We start from the raw sequence: 17,581 nt of genomic DNA on the forward strand, positions 1-17,581 counted from the left end.
GTCACGCATTTTGAGGCCCGCGCGACCGCAGAGTACCCTCGAATCTCGTGCCCGCAGCGGGCGCCGAGCCCCCACACCAAGGACGTCATGAACGACTTCGCACAGTCTCCCTCTCTCACGCTGCTCCCCGCGGTCGATGTCGCCGGTGGCAAGGCGGTTCGCCTCACGCAGGGCGAGGCCGGCACGGAGACGAGCTACGGCGACCCGTTGGATGCCGCCGGCGAGTGGGTCTCGCAGGGCGCTCAGTGGATCCACCTCGTCGACCTCGATGCGGCGTTCGGCCGGGGGAGCAACGCGCCGATCCTGCGCAAGGTCATCAAGCAGTACCGCGGCGTCAACGTCGAGCTCTCGGGCGGGATCCGCGACGACGCGACCCTCGAGGCCGCTCTCGAGAGCGGGGCGACCCGGATCAATCTCGGGACGGCCGCGCTGGAGAACCCGGAGTGGGCGGCCGATGTGATCGGCCGTTACGGCGAAGCGATCGCCGTCGGTCTGGACGTCCGCGGTACCACCCTCGCTGCGCGTGGGTGGACGAAGGAGGGCGGCGACCTCTGGGAGGTGCTCGACCGCCTGGAAGACGCGGGCTGCAGCCGTTACGTGCTCACCGACGTGACCAAGGACGGCACGCTCCGCGGGCCGAACCTGGAACTCCTGCGCGAGGTCACCGCGCGCACGCCCAAGCCCGTCGTCGCCTCGGGCGGTATCTCGAGCCTCGACGACATCGCCGCGCTGCGCGAGTTGGTGCCGCTCGGAGTCGAGGGTGCCATCGTCGGCAAGGCCCTGTACGCCGGGGCGTTCACCCTGGCTGAGGCGCTGGATGTCGCCGGCGACTGACGACTCGTGCGGTCACGGCCCGCACGGTTACGGTTCCCATGACGACGAAGGTCCGGTCAACCGTGGCGACTCCGCGGGCGTTCCCTGGGAGGGGCGCAGCTTCGAGGCGAACCAGCACGCCGCCGACGACGGCTCCGCCGACCCCGCTCTGCTCGCCGCGTTGCTGAGCTTCCGTGCGGGCGCCGGCAGCCAGACGGAGGTCGTGGACGCCTTCCGCCATTCTCGTGTGCTCATCCCGCTCGTGGCCGAGAAAGGGGAGGAGGGCGTGGCCCCGAGTGGTCTCGCCGTCGACAAGACGCAGGAGCTCTCGATCGTCACGGTCGCGGCCCCGGACGGGCGCCGCGTGCAGCCCGTGTTCTCCTCGGTGGACGCGATGCGGCGATGGGATGCGTCGGCGCGACCCATCCCCGTCGAGGCTGTTCGCGCGGCTCTCGCGGCATCCGCCGACGACACCGACCTGATCGTGCTCGACCCGACGTCGGAGACCGAGTTCGTGATCCGCCGCCCCGCGGTGTGGGCGATCGCGCAGGATCAGGCGTGGGAACCGAGCTTCCTCTCGCCCGAGGTCTTCGCCGCCCTGCAGGCGAGCATCGCGCAGGAGCTCGCGGTGATCGACGTGGCCGTGGCGGCGGGCGACCCGGATGCGCGTCTGCGGGGTCCCGAGTTGATCGTGATCCTCGAACTCGTCGACGGTCTCGAGCGCGAGGTCCTCGACGCGGTGCTGGCCCGCCTCGCTCAGCGGTGGGCGTCCGATGACCGCATCGCGGTGCTCGCGGACTCTCTCACCGTGAAGCTCCGCCGCAGCGCCTGACCCGCGGCGTCGCTGCGCTCGCCTCGGAGAGCCTAGTTGACCGGGCCGGTCCACTTCTCGCCCGGCCCTTTGCCGATCGGGTCGGGGATGACGGACGCCTCCCGGAAGGCGAGCTGGAGCGAGCGCAATCCGTCGCGCAGAGAGCGCGCGTGCATGTCGCTGATCTCCGGGGCGCCGGCGGTGATGAGCCCCGCGAGGGAGTTGATGAGCTTGCGCGCCTCGTCGAGGTCGAGCTGGTCCTGCGCGTTCGGGTCGTCGGCGAGACCGAGCTTGACGGCGGCCGCGCTCATGAGGTGCACGGCGGCGGTCGTGATGACCTCGACGGCGGGGACGTCGGCGATGTCGCGCGTCGCGGACGACGCGGCCTCCTCCTGCCGTGCCCAGCGCTCTTCGCGCTCGCGGTCAGCCTCGTTGGATGCCTGGTTCGTCACTTCGCCTTGCCTTCTGTTAGACTTTGTCGGGCTCCGGAGCGTCATGCTCCGGCACGAAAGAGGATTCACTTCCCACCCGCGCTTGCCGTTCCAGGCTACCGGGTCTTGCACTCCACCGGATCCGCTCACAGAGCGGGACGGTCGTCAGGGTGCGAAGCCGGCGTCTGAAGGCCGGTGGGTGGGGGACGATTCTGATTTCGCCCGGAATGCTGACAGCATCCCGGTGGCCGAATCCCATCGTCTAAGGAGTTCCGCATCAGCGATCCCCGCACCAATGAGCGCATCCGCGTCCCCGAGGTCCGCCTCGTCGGCCCCGCGGGTGAGCAGATCGGCGTCGTCCGCATCGAGGCGGCGCTGCGCCTTGCGCAGGAAGCCGACCTCGACCTCGTCGAGGTCGCACCCAACTCGAAGCCCCCCGTGGTCAAGATCATGGACTACGGCAAGTTCAAGTACGAAGCCGCCCAGAAGGAGAAGGAGGCTCGCCGCAACCAGGCGAACACCGTTCTCAAGGAGGTTCGCTTCCGCCTGAAGATCGAGGCGCACGACTACACGACCAAGCTCAAGCGTGCCGAGGGCTTCCTGAAGGCCGGCGACAAGGTCAAGGCCATGATCCTGTTCCGCGGCCGCGAGCAGTCGCGTCCCGAGCAGGGCGTTCGTCTGCTGCGCAAGTTCGCCGAGGACGTCGCGGAGCTCGGAACCGTCGAGTCGAACCCGACGATCGACGGCCGCAACATGGTGATGGTCGTGGCTCCGCTGAAGAGCAAGTCCGAGGCCAAGCAGGAGCAGAACGCCGTTCGCGACGCACAGCGCGCCGCCAACAAGCAGGCTGCCCGCGAGGCGAAGGCCGAGACTCCGGCCGAAGCCGCCGCGGAGTGACACCCGCCCCACACACTCCCGCACCGCGGGTTGACACCGTCGCCTGAGAAGGCGCCATACGAAGGAAGAGAAGATGCCGAAGCAGAAGACCCATTCGGGTGCGAAGAAGCGCTTCAAGATCACCGGCAGCGGAAAGCTGAAGAAGCAGCAGGCTGGCATGCGTCACAACCTCGAGCACAAGTCGAGCCGTCGCACCCGTCGCCTCAACCAGGACCAGGTTCTGTCGAAGGCAGACGCCAAGGTCGCGAACAAGCTTCTCGGTCGCTGACGCGCCGAACGCACGATAGGAATACAGGAAAATGGCAAGAGTCAAGCGGGCGGTAAACGCTCACAAGAAGCGCCGGGTCATCCTCGAGCGCGCCTCCGGTTACCGCGGCCAGCGTTCGCGCCTCTACCGGAAGGCCAAGGAGCAGGTCATCCACTCCCTGGTCTACTCGTACCGGGACCGTCGCAAGCGCAAGGGTGACTTCCGTCGCCTCTGGATCCAGCGCATCAACGCTGCGGCACGCCAGAACGGCATCACCTACAACCGCTTCATCCAGGGCCTCGGCCTCGCGGGTGTGACGGTCGACCGTCGTATGCTCGCCGACCTCGCGGTCAACGACGCGGCGACGTTCACGACTCTCGTCGAGACGGCCAAGAAGGCGCTGCCTTCCGACGTCAACGCTCCGAAGTCGGCTGCGTAAGCAGCGATCTCTTCAGAAGGCGCTCTCCTCCGGGAGGGCGCCTTCTGCATTCTCGCGGCGTGGTCGCAGCGCGGAGCGCACGCCGACGTCGATAGCGACGGTCACCGCGACGGCGCAGACGTAGACGACCAGATCCCGGGGATCGAATCCGGAACCCAGCACCAGGTGCACGGGTGGGAACGCCTCGGCCAGAGCGCGCGGGATGCCGGTGAGCTGTGAGAACTCGACGGTCGCGCACACGAGGGCGGCCGCCACCGCCACGGCGTCGGAGCGCGCACGGGGGAGCGCGCAGGTGATGAGTGCGTAGATCAGCACGGCGTAGAGGGCGTCCCCGGCGATGTCGCCCACCGGCCCCTCGGCGAGACCGTGGACGAGAAGGCCGACGCCGATGACGCACGCGGCTGCGGCAGCGGAACCGATCCGTCGGCGTCGCCTCGCCCGCGAGGATGATGCGCTGTCGGTGGCCACGCGCGAACCCTATCGATCGAACCTGTAACTGCGCCTGCCTCAATGGCTCGGCGCGGGGGAGGTGTTCTCTAGACTGAGATGGTGCTGGAGAACCCCCGCTCCCCCCGAGTCCGAGCCGTCGCGAAGCTGACGAAGCGCAGCGCACGCACCGAGACCGGGCTTTTCCTCCTCGAAGGGCCGCAAGCCGTCCGAGAGGCGCTGACCTACCGTCCCGAGGCGATCGTCGAACTCTTCGCCACCCCGACCGGGTGGGAGAGGCATCCCGACATCCGGGCGCAGGCCGCGGATGCCGGCATCGATGTCGAGCACGTCACCGAGTACGTCCTGAACGCGATGGCCGACACGGTCACCCCGCAGGGGCTCGTCGCCGTCGTCCGACAGACGCCGACGTCTGTGCGCGACGTCTTCGCGGCATCCCCCCGTCTGGTCGCGATCTGCCAGGAGGTGCGCGATCCCGGCAACCTCGGGACGATCATCCGTGCGGCGGACGCAGCGGGAGCGGACGCCGTCGTCCTCACCGGACGCACGGTCGATCCGTACAACCCCAAGGTCGTGCGCGCGACGACCGGATCGCTGTTCCATCTCCCGGTCTCCGTCGGCGGGGAACTCGACGATGTCGTCGCCCGCGCACACGAAGCCGGCTTGCGTATCCTCGCCGCGGATGTGAAGGGTGACGACCTGCTCTCCGCGCGTGCCGAGGGTGTGCTCGCCGAACCGACCGCGTGGCTGTTCGGAAACGAGGCACGAGGACTGGAGGACGACGCTCTGGAGCTGGCCGACCGTGTTCTGCGCCTCCCGATCTTCGGGAAGGCGGAGTCGCTGAACCTTGCGACCGCTGCGAGCGTCTGCCTGTACGAGAGCGCGTTCGCGCAGCGCGCCGTGACGGTCGGCTGATACTTTTGCTCCTGCCCGTCCGTCGCCGCCGACGGGGAGAGGAGGGGAGCGCATGCGGATACTGATCGTGGAAGACGATGATCGCGTCGCCGCCGCGCTCGACGCCTTCCTCGCCCGCTCGGGGTATGCGACCGTGAGAGCATCCGACGGTGCCGCGGCGATGGATCTCCTGGGCGCGGACACCGAGGTCGTCCTCCTCGATCTCGGTCTGCCCGACGTCGACGGGATCGATCTGTGCCGCCGTATCCGTGGCCGCTCCGACGTGCCGATCGTCGTCGTGACGGCGCGCAGTCAGGTCACCGAGCGCATCAAGGGGCTGCGTGCCGGCGCCGACGACTTCGTGGTGAAGCCGTACGACGTGCACGAGCTCCTCGCCCGGATCGAGGCGGTGACACGGCGGTCGCGAGCGGTGCGCCCCGAGTCGGACGGCGTGGTCACGATACACGGCGGTGCGGTCGCGATCGATCTCGTGGCGCGGCAGCTCCGGGTCGACGACCAGGCGGTCGATCTCACGCCGAAGGAGTTCGACATCGTCGCGGTGCTCGCGCGCTATCCCGGAGTCGCGGTGCCGAAGGATCGACTCATCCGCGAGGTGTGGAACACCGATTGGCGCGGCTTCGGACACTCGCTCGAAGTGCACGTCGGAGCGATCCGCAAGAAGACGGGCTCGCGCCGGGTCATCGAGACGGTGCGTGGCGTCGGCTACCGGCTCGTGGGGTCGTAGCCGGTGCGCAAGCGGCTCGTGATCGTCTTCCTGGTGCCCCTGGTCGCGATCCTCCTCTCCCTCGGCGGCGCGACGGGATGGAGCGCCGCGCGCAGCATCCAGCAGGCCGTCTACACCGAGCAGATCGGCGATCTCGGCTACTTCGCCACGACAGCACGGCAGGCGCTCCGCTCGGATGCGGCCGGGGTGTTCGAGGGTGAGGCGCGCAGGTTCGAGCAGGTCTACGGCATCGAGGTCGCCGTCTACGACCTCACCGGGTCCGTCTGGGCGGCGAGCGAGTCGGAGCCGGGGGTGCTCTCCGAGGAGGAAGCCGAGCAGGTGCGACTCGCGCTCTCCGGGCGCCGCGCGGAGGCGCCGGAGGCATTCTTCCCCTGGATCATCTCGGACGCCACGATGGTCGAGCCGGTGTTCGACGACGGCGATGTGATCGGCGCGGTGATGATCTCGGCCGAGGTGGAGGCCCCGCGCACGGCGATCCTGCAGCAACTGCTGATCCTGATCGGAGTCGCCCTCGTCTCGATCTCCTTGGGCGTTCTCCTGGTGTTCCAACTCGCCCGTTGGGTGCTCTCGCCCGTGCGGCGCCTCGACGATGCGATGGTGGCGATCGAGCACGGCGAGATGGATGCGCGCGTCGCGGAGGACACCGGGCCCCCTGAACTGAGGCGGATGACGCGGGTCTTCAACGGCATGGCAGAAGAGATCGAGCGCAGCCTCGCCCGCCAGCAGGAGTTCGCGTTGAACGCCTCGCACGAACTGCGCAATCCTCTCAACGCCCTGCTGCTGCGTGTCGAGCATCTGGCGACGGGGCTCGACGACGACTGGAAGGACGACATCGCGGAGACGCGCGAGGAAGGGCGCCGGATGACGCGGATCCTCGAGACCATGTTGAACCTGGCCCGCAGCGGTCGCGCCGATTCGATGTTCTCGGCGGTCGACCTCACCACGCTCGTCGAGCGTCGCAGCGATGCCTGGCGCGAGGTGGCGGGGCCCCGCGGCATCGGCTTCCGACGCACGGGGCAGGGGATCGTCATGTGCGTGACCGATCGCACGATCGTCGAGAGCGCACTCGATGCGGTCATCGACAATGCCGTGAAGTTCTCGCCCGCCGACTCGGTGATCGAGCTGGGGGTGGAACGCGACGGCGAACGCTGTCGATTGACCGTACGCGATCACGGGCCGGGGCTCGCCGGGGATCAGGTGGAGTACGCCACCGACAGATTCTGGCGCAGCGCCGACAGCGACGACACCCCGGGCACGGGACTCGGGCTGGCGATCGCCACCGACCTGCTCGCATCGATCGGCGGCGAACTGGTCGTGTCATCGCCGGACGACGGAGGTCTCCTGGTCTCGCTCGTGCTCGCGAACGGGGGAATCGAATGATCCGGGATCGGATGCCCAGGATCGCGCGCCGTATCGCTGTCGTGATCTGCGCCGCCGTCGTCGCCCTCGGCGCGAGCGGCTGCAGCCCGCGCGCGGGCGAGTGGCCGACGGACACGGCCGTGATCGCCGGCGGAGGGACGACGGGCGTCTACTTCGACTACGGCGGGCACCTCGCCGAGGAACTCTCGACCGCGCTCGGCGTATCGGCGGAAGTGACCGAGACCGATGGCTCCGTCGACAACCTGCGCAGGGTCGCGTCCGGCGAGGCGCTGCTCGGATTCGCGCAGGGCGATGCAGCTGCGGATGCCGTGGCCGGTCGCGGCGCGTTCGACGCTCCCCTCCCGATCCAGGCGGTGGCGCGCCTGTACGACGAATATGTGCACGTCGTCGTGCGGGCGGACTCCGACATCGACGGCATCGCCGAACTCGCCGGCAGGACGGTGTCGCTGGGCGCCGTCGGATCGGGCGTCAACGTCATCGCCACGCGCATCCTCGCTGCCGCCCGGGTGGACGACGCGTCGGTGAGTAATCCGCAGCTCGATCTGCGCGAGTCGATCGCCGCGCTCCAGAGCGGCGAGATCGACGGGTTCTTCTGGGTCGGGGGACTGCCGACGCCCGGCATCGAGAACCTCTCGGGTTCCCTGCCCCTGCGACTGCTGCCGATCGAGCAGGACTGGGTCAATGCCGTGAACGAACGGTACTCCGACGCCTACCGTTCGTCGGACTTCCCCGCGGGCGCCTACGGGATCGCGCGATCGGTGCCGACGATGGCTGTTCCGAACTATCTGATCGTCGCCTCCGCGACCCCGGGCGCGGTCGTGAGAGACGTGCTGACGGTGCTCTTCGACGCGCGCTCGCGCATGGCGGAGGACGTGCCGGCGGCAGCACTCCTGAGCCGTCGCCAGGCGATCTTCACCGTGCCGGTGGAGCTACACCCCGGGGCCGTGGACTTCTATCGCGACCAGCGTGGATGAGATCGCCGGGGCTCTCGGCGACCGCCGCGTAACGCCCTTGTTACGACCCTCAAGAAATCCTCAAGAAGTCTGACAGCGCCCGGGGGCTCTGGGATCGTGAGGTCGGTCGCGCACCGTTCGACGATGAACGCGGATGCCCCTGGGGACGGGTGGCGCGAGACTGAACCCACCGGGGCCGACCCCCGATCGAGCACTGCCGACGACCTGGCGAGTTTGGAGAAAAGATGACCACCGGTAAAGCCCTTGTCGTGGTCGACAACGTGCAGAAGCACTACGGCGAGTTCCAGGCTCTGACCGATATCGACCTGACCGTGAACGCCGGCGAGGTGGTCGTCGTGATCGGCCCGTCCGGATCGGGCAAGTCGACCCTGTGCCGCACCATCAACCGGCTCGAGACGATCACCAGCGGGTCCATCAGCATCGACGGCAAGGCGCTTCCCGCCGAGGGACGCGGTCTCGCCGAACTCCGCGCCGATGTCGGCATGGTCTTCCAGTCCTTCAACCTCTTCGCCCACCTCACGATCCTCGAGAACGTCACTCTCGGTCCGATCAAGGTGCGCGGTCTCAAGAAGGCCGATGCCGAGCGAGAGGCGATGGAACTGCTCGAGCGGGTCGGCGTCGCCCAGCAGGCTTCCAAGCTTCCGGCTCAGCTCTCCGGCGGGCAGCAGCAGCGCGTCGCGATCGCGCGAGCGCTGGCGATGCATCCGAAGGTCATGCTCTTCGACGAGCCGACCAGCGCGCTCGACCCCGAGATGATCAACGAGGTTCTCGACGTCATGGTCGAGCTCGCCCAGGAGGGCATGACGATGATCGTCGTCACCCACGAGATGGGCTTCGCCCGGAAGGCTGCCGACCGCGTGGTCTTCATGGCCGACGGACGGATCGTCGAAGAGGCGACGCCCGAGGAGTTCTTCACACACCCGAAGAGCGATCGTGCGAAGGACTTCCTCTCGAAGCTCCTCACGCACTGATCAACCAGACCCTGCACCCACAGCACACGAAGGAGACGCACATGCGACGCACACGGACACTGGCAGGCATCGGAATCGCGGCGGCGGCGCTGCTCGCGCTGACCGCCTGCAACAGCGGCACCCCGTCGAGCACGGGCACCGACGGCGGCGGTGACGGCGGCGACGCCTCGAGCAGCACGCCCTGGACGGTGGCGTCCGACGTCAGCCTCGACGGCAGCCCGACGTTCGACCGGATCTCGTCCAGCGGGACGATCAAGGTGGGTGTCAAGGAGGACCAGCCCGGACTCGGCTACCTCGACCCCGTGACGGGAGAGCGCACCGGTTTCGACGTCGACATCGCTCGCTGGATGGCCGCATCGCTCGGGGTCGACCCCGAGAAGATCGAGTTCCAGGCGATCGCCTCGGCGAACCGCGAGCAGGCGATCGTGAACGGCGACATCGACTACTACGTCGGTACGTACTCGATCACCGACAAGCGCAAGGAGCAGATCTCCTTCGCCGGTCCGTACTTCGTGACGGGTCAGGGTCTCCTCGTCGGTGCAGACAGCGATATCGCGAGCGTCGACGACCTCGACTCGTCGACCACGGTGTGCTCGGCCACGGGCTCCACGCCGATCCAGAACATCAACACGAACTACCCCGACGTACCCACCAAGGAGTACGACACGTACTCCAAGTGCGTCGAGGACCTCAAGAACGGCCAGGTGGATGCCGTCACGACCGACGAGGCGATCCTCATCGGCTACGCGGCTCAGGACCCCGACAACCTCAAGGTCGTGGGCGAGCCGTTCAGCGAGGAGCGCTACGGCATCGGTGTGGCGAAGGATGACACGGCACTCGTGGAGTACTTCAACACGCAGCTGACCGATGGCGGCGACGTCTGGGAGCAGATCTTCGACAACAACCTCGGAGCCTCCGGCGTCAAGGCGACCCAGCCCGAGGTCGACCCGATCAGCTGATCGCAGCGGGGCGGCCGACATCGTCGGCCGCCCCGCTCATCGGCAGAGCGTCGCGCCACTACGAATCGACAGGAGCACCAGTGGGAGTCATCACCGACCACCTCGACCTCTGGGGGGAAGCGCTGTGGGGAACGATCGCGCTGTTCCTGGGTGGAGGTCTCATCGCGATCGTCCTCGGACTGATCGTCGGCGCGGCCAGAGTGTCCCCGGTCCCGATCGCGCGTTCGGTCGGCGGCGTGTACGTGAACTGGATCCGCAACACCCCGCTGACCCTGGTCATGTTCTTCTTCGCGTTCTGCCTGCCGATCCTGCTCGGAGAACGGGTCAACTCCCTCCTGCTCGCCGTGATCGCCCTCGGCATCTACACGGCCACCTACGTCGCAGAGGCGCTGCGCGCCGGAATCAACACGGTGCCGGTCGGCCAGGCCGAGGCCGCTCGGGCGATCGGCCTGAACTTCGGTCAGGTCATGCGCTACGTCATCCTGCCGCAGGCGACCCGATCCGTCGTCCCTCCGATGATGAGCGTGCTCATCGCCCTCATGAAGAACACGACGGTCGCGGCCGGCTTCTCCGTCGTGAATCTGGGCACGATCCGCGCCGCGCTCAGTGAGCGCGGAGAGAGCGCCCTGGTCGTGCTGCTGTGGGTGATGGTCATCTTCGTCGTGCTGGTGCTGCTGCTCGCGTGGGTCCAGCGAGTACTCGAGAACAAGTGGAGGATCTCGCGATGAGTTCCGTTCTTTTCGACGTCCCCGGTCCCCGCGCCATAGCCCGCAACAGGCTCATCGGAGTCGCGACCGTGCTCGTGGTGCTCGCCGTGCTCGGTTGGGTCGTGTGGCGGCTGTTCGCCACCGGTCAGTTCACGGCGGAGAAGTGGAACATCTTCACCTTCTCCGCGGTCTGGGTACGCTTCGGCGAGGGTCTGCTCAGCACCCTCGCCGCCTTCGCCGCCGCCGGTATCGGCTCGCTCGTGCTCGGTTTCGTGCTGGGTATCGGACGTCTGTCCGAGCACGCCTGGGTCCGGGAACCGGTCCGGTGGATCATCGAGGTGCTGCGCGCCGTCCCGGTGCTCGTCCTCATGATGCTGCTGTACTACGGGCTTCCCGTCGTCGGCGTCAAGATGTCGCCGTACTTCGCGGTCGTGATCGCGCTCATCGTCTATAACGGGTCGGTGCTCGCCGAGGTGTTGCGCGCCGGTGTCGAATCGCTCCCGCGGGGGCAGGCCGAAGCCGGGTACGCGATCGGACTCCGCAAGAGCGGGGTGATGTGGTTCATCCTCCTGCCGCAGGCCGTTCGCGCCATGATGCCCGTGATCATCGCGCAGCTCGTCGTCGCCCTGAAGGACACGGCTCTCGGCTTCATCATCACCTACCAGGAGCTGCTGTACGTCATCAACCAGATCGGCAACCAGGCACCCTACGGCTCTCCGCTCATCCCCGCGGCGATCGTCGGCGGCTCCATGTACGTCGCCGTCTGCCTGGTGCTCTCGTACATCGCGTTCCGCCTGCAGCGCCGCACGAAGCGTTCGCCCCGGGCCGGAGACGCGGCTCCGGATCCGCGTCAGCATGCGGGGGAGACCAACACCGAGCTGATCACGCTGCAGCGCGGCGGGACGGACACCGGGCGAAGCGCAACCCCCGGGGCGTGACGGTCGGCGGGATCGTCCGATCCCGCCACCCCGCGCCGGTAGACTCGTCTCTCGTGTCCGAGACTCCAGAAATCACCCCGGAAGCGGTCGAAGCAGCTGTCGCCGCCGCCCTGGCAGCGATCAACGCAGCGACCGACACCGCCGAGCTCAAGGCGGCCCGTGCCGCCCACGTGGCCGACGGTTCGCCCCTCGCCGTCCTGAACGCCTCGATGCGTCAGGTCGCCCCCGAGAACAAGGCCGCCTTCGGCAAGCTCGTCGGCCAGGGGCGTGGTCAGGTCACCCAGGCGCTCGCCGCCAAGGAGGCCGAGCTCGCCGCCGCCGAGGTCGCGGCGCGCCTCGAGGCCGAGCGGATCGACATCACGGCTGTGCCGTCTCGCACGCGCGTCGGTGCGCGGCATCCGCTCTCCCTGCTCCAGGACCAGGTCTGCGACATCTTCGTGGGCATGGGATGGGAGATCGCGGAGGGTCCCGAGCTCGAGCACGAGTGGTTCAACTTCGACGCCCTCAACTTCGACGTCGATCACCCCGCCCGCCAGGAGCAGGACACGTTCTACGTCGACCCCGCCTCGCGACACCTGGTCATGCGCACGCACACGAGCCCCGTGCAGGTGCGCTCGATGCTCGACCGTGACGTGCCGATCTACGTGCTCTGCCCCGGGCGGGTCTACCGCACCGACGAGTTCGACGCGACGCACCTGCCGGTGTTCACCCAGTTCGAGGGCCTCGTGATCGACAAGGGCATCACGATGGCGCACCTCAAGGGCACGCTCGACCACTTCGCGAAGCAGCTGTTCGGCCCCGAGGCCAAGATGCGCTTCCGCACCAACTACTTCCCCTTCACCGAGCCCTCCGCCGAGCTCGATCTGTGGCACCCGACCTTCAAGGGAGGGGCACGGTGGATCGAGTGGGGCGGCTGCGGCATGGTCAACCCGAACGTGCTGCGTGCGGCCGGGATCGATCCCGAGGTGTACAGCGGCTTCGCGTTCGGCATGGGCATCGAGCGGGGACTCATGTTCCGCAGCGATGTGCAGGACATGCGTGACATGGCCGAGGGCGACGTCCGATTCAGCGAGCAGTACGGGATGGTGGTGTGATGCGCATCCCGCTTTCGTGGTTGCGTGAGTACGTCGATGTGGCAGCGGATGCGTCTCCCGAAGACGTCCTCGCGGCGCTGGTGACCGTCGGCTTCGAAGAGGAGGACGTTCACCGCTTCGACATCACGGGTCCTGTCGTCGTCGGACAGGTGGTCTCGCTCGAGGGCGAACCGCAGTCCAACGGCAAGACCATCAACTGGTGCCAGGTCGACGTCGGTGAGGCGAACGGCGGCGTCCGCGGCATCGTCTGCGGCGCTCACAACTTCGTCGCCGGCGACAAGGTCATCGTGACGCTCCCGGGCGCGGTGCTGCCCGGGCCGTTCCCGATCGCGGCACGCAAGACCTACGGGCACGTGTCGGACGGCATGATCGCCTCGGCGCGGGAGCTCGGGCTCGGTGACGAGCACAACGGCATCCTCGTGCTGTCCGACCTGGGGATCGACGCTCCTGTCGGCACGGACGCGATCGCCCTCCTCGGGCTCGACGACGTCGCGGTCGAGATCAACGTCACGCCCGATCGCGGGTACGCCTTCTCCCTGCGCGGCGTGGCCCGCGAGTACTCGCACGCGACGGGCGCGGAGTTCCGCGACCCGGCCGAGCGGGACTTCGCCGAGCTGCAGCCGGGCACCGGCCACCTCGCGATCGTCGACGATCAGGCGCCCGTTCGCGGACGTGTCGGCGCGAGCGAGTTCGTGACCCGCGTCGTCCGAGGGGTCGACCCGTCCCGCCCGACCCCTCCGTGGATGATCGCGCGGCTCTCGCTCGCGGGCATGCGCTCGCTCGGCGTGCTGATCGACATCACGAACTACGTCATGCTCGAACTCGGCCAGCCGCTGCACGGGTACGACCTCGACAAGCTCACGGGCGGCATCACGGTGCGCCGCGCTCGGGCCGGCGAGAAGATGACGACTCTCGACGGACAGGAGCGCACGCTCCACGTCGAGGATCTGCTCATCACCGACGAATCCGGACCCATCGGCCTCGCCGGCGTCATGGGCGGCGGCACGACCGAGATGAGTGACACGACGACCGACGTCCTCATCGAGGCCGCGTCCTTCGATCCCATCACGATCGCGCGCACCGCACGCCGGCACAAGCTGCCCAGCGAAGCGTCCAAGCGCTTCGAGCGCGGTGTCGACCCGCTCATCCCGTTCGTGGCGGCCCGTCGCGCGGCCGACCTCATGGTCGAGCTGGCCGGCGGCACGCTCACCGACGAGGGGGGCGCGCTCTTCGCCGAGGTGTTCGTCGGCGAGATCGACCTCCCCGAAGGCTTCGTCGAGGGCCTCATCGGCGTCGACTACACGGAGAACGAGATCACCGGCGCCCTCACGACGATCGGAGCGGAGGTGACCGCTGCCGACGACGGGTGGACCGTCATCCCTCCGACCTGGCGTCCCGATCTGACCGACAAGTGGACGCTCGCCGAGGAGGTCGCCCGTATCCACGGGCTCGACCGCATCCCCTCGGTGCTCCCCACGCCGCCGTCGGGTCGCGGGCTCACCGCGCACCAGCAGGGCCGCCGCCGGGTGGCGAACGCCCTGGCTGCCGCAGGCTTCGTCGAGACCCCCGCCTTCCCGTTCACGACCGAGGCGCAGAACGACCTCCACGGATCGGCGACAGGGGAGCACCTCCCCAGCATCCGCCTGGCGAACCCGCTCGACGGCCAGGTGCCGTTCCTGCGACGCTCGCTGGTGCCGGGCTTGCTCCAGACGGCGCACCGCAACATCTCACGCGGACTCACCGACCTCGCGATCTTCGACACGGGCGTGGTGTTCCTGCCCGAACCCGGGGCGACCTACGGCACGGACGAGGTTCCGCCGCTGGGGGAGCGCCCATCGGAGGAGACGCTCGCCGAGTTGAACGCGTCGATCCCGCCGCAGAACCGCTTCCTCGCGGTTCTCCTGACCGGTAACGCGACCCCGCGCCAGCCGGGGCGTCCGGCCGAGCCTGCCGGACTCTCGGATGCCCTCGACGCCGTGCGCGTGATCGCGACGGCCGCGGGCGTCGAGATCGATGTCGTACAGAGCACGCGTGCCGCCCTCCACCCGGGGCGCACGGGCGAGCTGCGCGTCGCGGATCGCGCCGTCGGCTACGTCGGCGAGCTCCACCCCGCCGTCACGGCGGATGCGGACCTCCCGGGGCGCGCGACCGTGCTCGAGCTCGACCTCGATCTCGTGCTCTCCCTCGCGGGCGAGCGCATCGTCGCCGCATCGCTCTCGACCTACCCCGCCGCGACGCAGGACGTCTCGCTCGCTGTGCCGGTCGAGGTGCCGGCCGCGGATGTCGAGGCAGCGCTCGCCGAGGGCGCAGGTGCGCTTCTCGAATCGGTGCGCTTGGTCGACGATTATCGCGGCGAAGGCGTCCCTGCGGGATCGAAGAGCCTGAGTTTCGCCCTGCGCTTCCGCGCCGACGACCGCACTCTCACAGCGGCGGAGGCCAGCGAGGCGAAGCTCGCGGGCGTCGCCGTCGCCGCCGAGCGCTTCGAGGCGGCTCTCCGCGACTGAGCCCCGCCCGACTCCTGCTGGCACTGGCCGTCGCGCAGCGTTCCGCTAGCGTGACGGCCAGTGCCAGCTGGGGCGCTCGAGCGGCAGCTGATCGCGCACTCGGGTTCCGTAGCCGGTCGACTCGAGCTCGACGACCGTCCCGCCCGCGTCGGCGAGTGCGCGGCGCAGGGGCGCCGAGTGCGTGACGACGATCACCTGCGTCTGGGACGCCGCATGAGCGAGCAGCGAGCCGAGAGGGTCGATGAGGCTCTCATGGAGACTCGACTCGGGCTCGTTGACGACGAGGAGCGGCGGCGGGTCGGCGGGCAGAAGGGCCGCGCACCACAACAGGTACCTCAGAGTGCCGTCGGAGAGTTCGGCGGCATCGAGCGGGCGCAGCAGCCCGGGTTGCCGCAGGTGCAGCCGGAACGAGCCGTCGGTGACGGAGATCTGTACTCGCGATCCCGGGAAGGCGCGGTCGACGGCCTCGTCGAGCGCCGCGCCGCGTCCGGCTTCCGTCGTCGTGGCCCATACGGCAGCGACGTCGGAGCCATCGTCACTCAGCCAACGCGTGCGGGTTCCGACCTGTGGCAGTCGCGCAGGGGCGGCAGCGTCGGTGCGGAAGTGATCGTAGAAGCGCCAGCTGGCGATCCGGGCGCGCAGAGATGCGGTCTCCCACCGCGCGGTGCCGTCGACGAGGTCGAGCAGCACACTCTGCCCCGGTCCCATCGACTGCCCCACCGATTCCCAGCCGTCGTCGCCCCGCACCCGCACGCCGCCGCGTTGACGATCCACGAACAGCGTTCCCGGCCGCGCGAACGGGCCGCTGAACAACTGCTCGCGTTTGATTTCGGGGTCGCGCGTGAAAAGGCTGCGCGCGTCGGTCTGCGGCAGGCCCAGGTCGATGAGGTACCCGACCTCGTCGGCGGCGACGCCGAGACGCACCGAGATCGGTCGGCTGCGCCGTGTGCCCTGAGCGCCCTCACCCTGCGGCGTCTCGGGACCCGCCCACAGCACGCTGTCGAGGCCTCCCTCCCGCGCGACGGCGGCGACCGCGCGGCCGTGTCCGGTCGCCGCGAGCAGGCGCAGCGCACGGTAGAGGTTCGATTTGCCCGTGCCGTTCGCCCCCGTGATCACGGTGAGCGGATCGAGCGGCACGACGACGTCGACGAGCGAGCGGTAGCCGGAGACGGCGAGAGTCCTGAGCATGGCCCCATCGTGTCAGCCGCATCCGACACTCTGCTCTGAGCGGATGCGGTTCCGCCTCGTCTCCGTTGCTGGTGTGCTGGAGTCATGCTGAATGCCTTGATCCTCGGTGGCACCGGATGGCTGTCGAGCAGGGTCGCCGGCCGTCTCATCGAGGAGGGCGCCGCCGTGACGTGCCTCGCGCGGGGGACCCGTCCGGTGCCGCGCGGAGCGACGCTCGTGATCGGGGACCGCGCCGGTGCCGACCCGTACGCCGGACTCGACGGCGCAGGGGATCTCGTCGTCGACGTCTCGTCATCGGCGCCCCAGGTCGCCCGGGCCGTCGATGAGCTCGGAGACCGCGCCGCGCGCTGGACGTACGTGTCATCGATCTCGGTGTACGCCGACGACGAGACGGTCGGTGCCGACGAGAGCGCGCCGCGGCATCCGTCCTCCGGCGCGGAGGATGCCGACTACGGTGCGCAGAAGGCGGCGGCGGAGGATGCCGTCGCCGCGCTCGGCGACCGGGCGCTGATCGTGCGACCGGGGCTGATCGTGGGTGAGGGCGACCCGAGCGACCGCTTCGGCTACTGGGCGGCGGCGTTCGCACGGGCGGGGGAGCGGCCGGTGCTGGTGCCGCCCCTGGCCGGTCGGGTCGCGCAGATCATCGACGTCGACGACCTCGCCGCGTACATCACCTCAGCGCGAGCTGCCGGTGCCGTGAACGCGATCGGCGACAGCATCCCGCTCGCCGACATGCTCGACGTCGTGCGCCGCGCCGCCGGACACACGGCAGCAGTGCGCGAGGCGAGCGAGGACTGGTTGCGCGCCCGGAGCGTGGAGTACTGGACGGGCGTGCGCTCGTTGCCGCTCTGGTTGCCGGGTGGCATGACCGGATTCATGACCCGCCGCAACGAGAGGTTCCGCGCGACGGGAGGCGCGCTGAGCCCGCTCGACGCCACGGCCGAGCGGGTCCTGGCCGACGAACGCGCGCGCGGTGTGGATCGTCCGCGCCGTGCCGGGCTGCGCCGGGCGGACGAGGACGACCTCCTCGCCGAGCTCGGCGGGTGACGGGGCCGGATTCCGCTCCCCGGGGAGCGGCGCAGCGACTCGATGACGTGATGGATTTGCGGATGCCGTCGAGGGCGCGCTATCGTCGCGACATG

General features: G+C 69.1%; 19 protein-coding genes. 16 read left to right on the top strand and 3 right to left on the bottom strand.

Features of this window, described 5'->3' with window-relative positions; translation table 11 throughout:
* The first annotated feature begins 87 nt into the window (after window positions 1-87).
* Both priA and ACIPVN_RS15435 read left to right on the top strand, forming a co-directional pair.
* Complete coding sequence (gene priA, locus ACIPVN_RS15430; RefSeq protein WP_400444610.1) at window positions 88-834, top strand: bifunctional 1-(5-phosphoribosyl)-5-((5-phosphoribosylamino)methylideneamino)imidazole-4-carboxamide isomerase/phosphoribosylanthranilate isomerase PriA; 747 nt, start codon at window positions 88-90, stop codon at window positions 832-834.
* Entirely contained in the window at window positions 818-1,645 is an 828-nt protein-coding gene (locus tag ACIPVN_RS15435; protein ID WP_400444613.1) for an SseB family protein, read from the top strand. The genes priA and ACIPVN_RS15435 overlap by 17 nt, the downstream gene beginning before the upstream one ends.
* 32 nt (window positions 1,646-1,677) lie before the next feature.
* On the opposite strand, the gene ACIPVN_RS15440 is transcribed toward ACIPVN_RS15435, so the two are convergent.
* Window positions 1,678-2,076: a DUF1844 domain-containing protein gene (locus ACIPVN_RS15440; protein ID WP_247956537.1), complete on the bottom strand. Its 399-nt coding sequence runs from the start codon at window positions 2,074-2,076 to the stop codon at window positions 1,678-1,680.
* Window positions 2,077-2,307: 231 nt separating this feature from the next.
* On the opposite strand from ACIPVN_RS15440, the gene infC reads away from it, so the two are divergent.
* The 3 genes from infC to rplT all read left to right on the top strand — a co-directional run bounded on the left by infC (window position 2,308) and on the right by rplT (window position 3,638).
* Entirely contained in the window at window positions 2,308-2,952 is a 645-nt protein-coding gene (gene infC / locus ACIPVN_RS15445) for a translation initiation factor IF-3 (RefSeq protein WP_400444720.1), read from the top strand.
* Window positions 2,953-3,025: 73 nt separating this feature from the next.
* Window positions 3,026-3,220, top strand: a complete 195-nt coding sequence (rpmI, locus tag ACIPVN_RS15450; protein WP_247625340.1) for a 50S ribosomal protein L35 — start codon at window positions 3,026-3,028, stop codon at window positions 3,218-3,220.
* A 31-nt stretch (window positions 3,221-3,251) separates the two neighbouring features.
* A complete protein-coding gene (rplT, locus tag ACIPVN_RS15455) occupies window positions 3,252-3,638 on the top strand; it encodes a 50S ribosomal protein L20 (RefSeq protein ID WP_045252681.1) in 387 nt (128 codons plus the stop codon).
* Window positions 3,639-3,650: 12 nt separating this feature from the next.
* Here the strand turns inward: rplT and ACIPVN_RS15460 are convergent, their stop codons facing one another.
* Window positions 3,651-4,106: a DUF2809 domain-containing protein gene (locus tag ACIPVN_RS15460; RefSeq protein WP_400444617.1), complete on the bottom strand. Its 456-nt coding sequence runs from the start codon at window positions 4,104-4,106 to the stop codon at window positions 3,651-3,653.
* An 81-nt stretch (window positions 4,107-4,187) separates the two neighbouring features.
* Here ACIPVN_RS15460 and ACIPVN_RS15465 point away from each other — a divergent pair, with 81 nt between their 5' ends.
* The 10 genes from ACIPVN_RS15465 (at window position 4,188) to pheT (ending at window position 15,251) form a co-directional block, all read left to right on the top strand.
* A complete protein-coding gene (locus ACIPVN_RS15465; RefSeq protein ID WP_400444624.1) occupies window positions 4,188-5,000 on the top strand; it encodes a TrmH family RNA methyltransferase in 813 nt (270 codons plus the stop codon).
* Between the two features lie 52 nt (window positions 5,001-5,052).
* Complete coding sequence (locus ACIPVN_RS15470; RefSeq protein WP_400444630.1) at window positions 5,053-5,724, top strand: response regulator transcription factor; 672 nt, start codon at window positions 5,053-5,055, stop codon at window positions 5,722-5,724.
* 3 nt (window positions 5,725-5,727) lie between these two features.
* Window positions 5,728-7,104, top strand: coding sequence for a sensor histidine kinase (locus ACIPVN_RS15475; protein WP_400444633.1), 1,377 nt, complete (start codon window positions 5,728-5,730; stop codon window positions 7,102-7,104).
* Between the two features lie 11 nt (window positions 7,105-7,115).
* Window positions 7,116-8,078, top strand: coding sequence for a TAXI family TRAP transporter solute-binding subunit (locus ACIPVN_RS15480; protein WP_400444636.1), 963 nt, complete (start codon window positions 7,116-7,118; stop codon window positions 8,076-8,078).
* A 224-nt stretch (window positions 8,079-8,302) separates the two neighbouring features.
* Window positions 8,303-9,049 carry an amino acid ABC transporter ATP-binding protein gene (locus ACIPVN_RS15485; RefSeq protein WP_400444639.1) on the top strand — a complete coding sequence of 249 codons (747 nt, stop codon included), beginning with the start codon at window positions 8,303-8,305 and terminating at the stop codon, window positions 9,047-9,049.
* Window positions 9,050-9,090: 41 nt separating this feature from the next.
* A complete protein-coding gene (locus ACIPVN_RS15490; protein WP_400444642.1) occupies window positions 9,091-10,008 on the top strand; it encodes a glutamate ABC transporter substrate-binding protein in 918 nt (305 codons plus the stop codon).
* An 80-nt stretch (window positions 10,009-10,088) separates the two neighbouring features.
* On the top strand, window positions 10,089-10,736 hold the full coding sequence (locus tag ACIPVN_RS15495) for an amino acid ABC transporter permease (protein WP_400444645.1): 648 nt from the start codon (window positions 10,089-10,091) through the stop codon (window positions 10,734-10,736).
* Window positions 10,733-11,653 carry an amino acid ABC transporter permease gene (locus ACIPVN_RS15500; protein WP_400444648.1) on the top strand — a complete coding sequence of 307 codons (921 nt, stop codon included), beginning with the start codon at window positions 10,733-10,735 and terminating at the stop codon, window positions 11,651-11,653. Before ACIPVN_RS15495 ends, ACIPVN_RS15500 begins: the two co-directional genes overlap by 4 nt.
* A gap of 53 nt (window positions 11,654-11,706) precedes the next feature.
* Window positions 11,707-12,747, top strand: a complete 1,041-nt coding sequence (gene pheS, locus ACIPVN_RS15505) for a phenylalanine--tRNA ligase subunit alpha (RefSeq protein WP_400444651.1) — start codon at window positions 11,707-11,709, stop codon at window positions 12,745-12,747.
* Window positions 12,747-15,251, top strand: a complete 2,505-nt coding sequence (gene pheT, locus ACIPVN_RS15510; protein ID WP_400444653.1) for a phenylalanine--tRNA ligase subunit beta — start codon at window positions 12,747-12,749, stop codon at window positions 15,249-15,251. The genes pheS and pheT overlap by 1 nt, the downstream gene beginning before the upstream one ends.
* Before the next feature lie 45 nt (window positions 15,252-15,296).
* Here the strand turns inward: pheT and ACIPVN_RS15515 are convergent, their stop codons facing one another.
* Entirely contained in the window at window positions 15,297-16,439 is a 1,143-nt protein-coding gene (locus ACIPVN_RS15515; protein WP_400444656.1) for an AAA family ATPase, read from the bottom strand.
* 84 nt (window positions 16,440-16,523) lie between these two features.
* Between ACIPVN_RS15515 and ACIPVN_RS15520 the strand changes: the two genes are divergently transcribed.
* A complete protein-coding gene (locus ACIPVN_RS15520; RefSeq protein WP_400444658.1) occupies window positions 16,524-17,486 on the top strand; it encodes an NAD-dependent epimerase/dehydratase family protein in 963 nt (320 codons plus the stop codon).
* Window positions 17,487-17,581: the final 95 nt, after the last annotated feature.

This window comes from Microbacterium sp. NPDC090003 (assembly GCF_044748385.1).
Classification (GTDB): Bacteria; Actinomycetota; Actinomycetes; order Actinomycetales; family Microbacteriaceae; genus Microbacterium.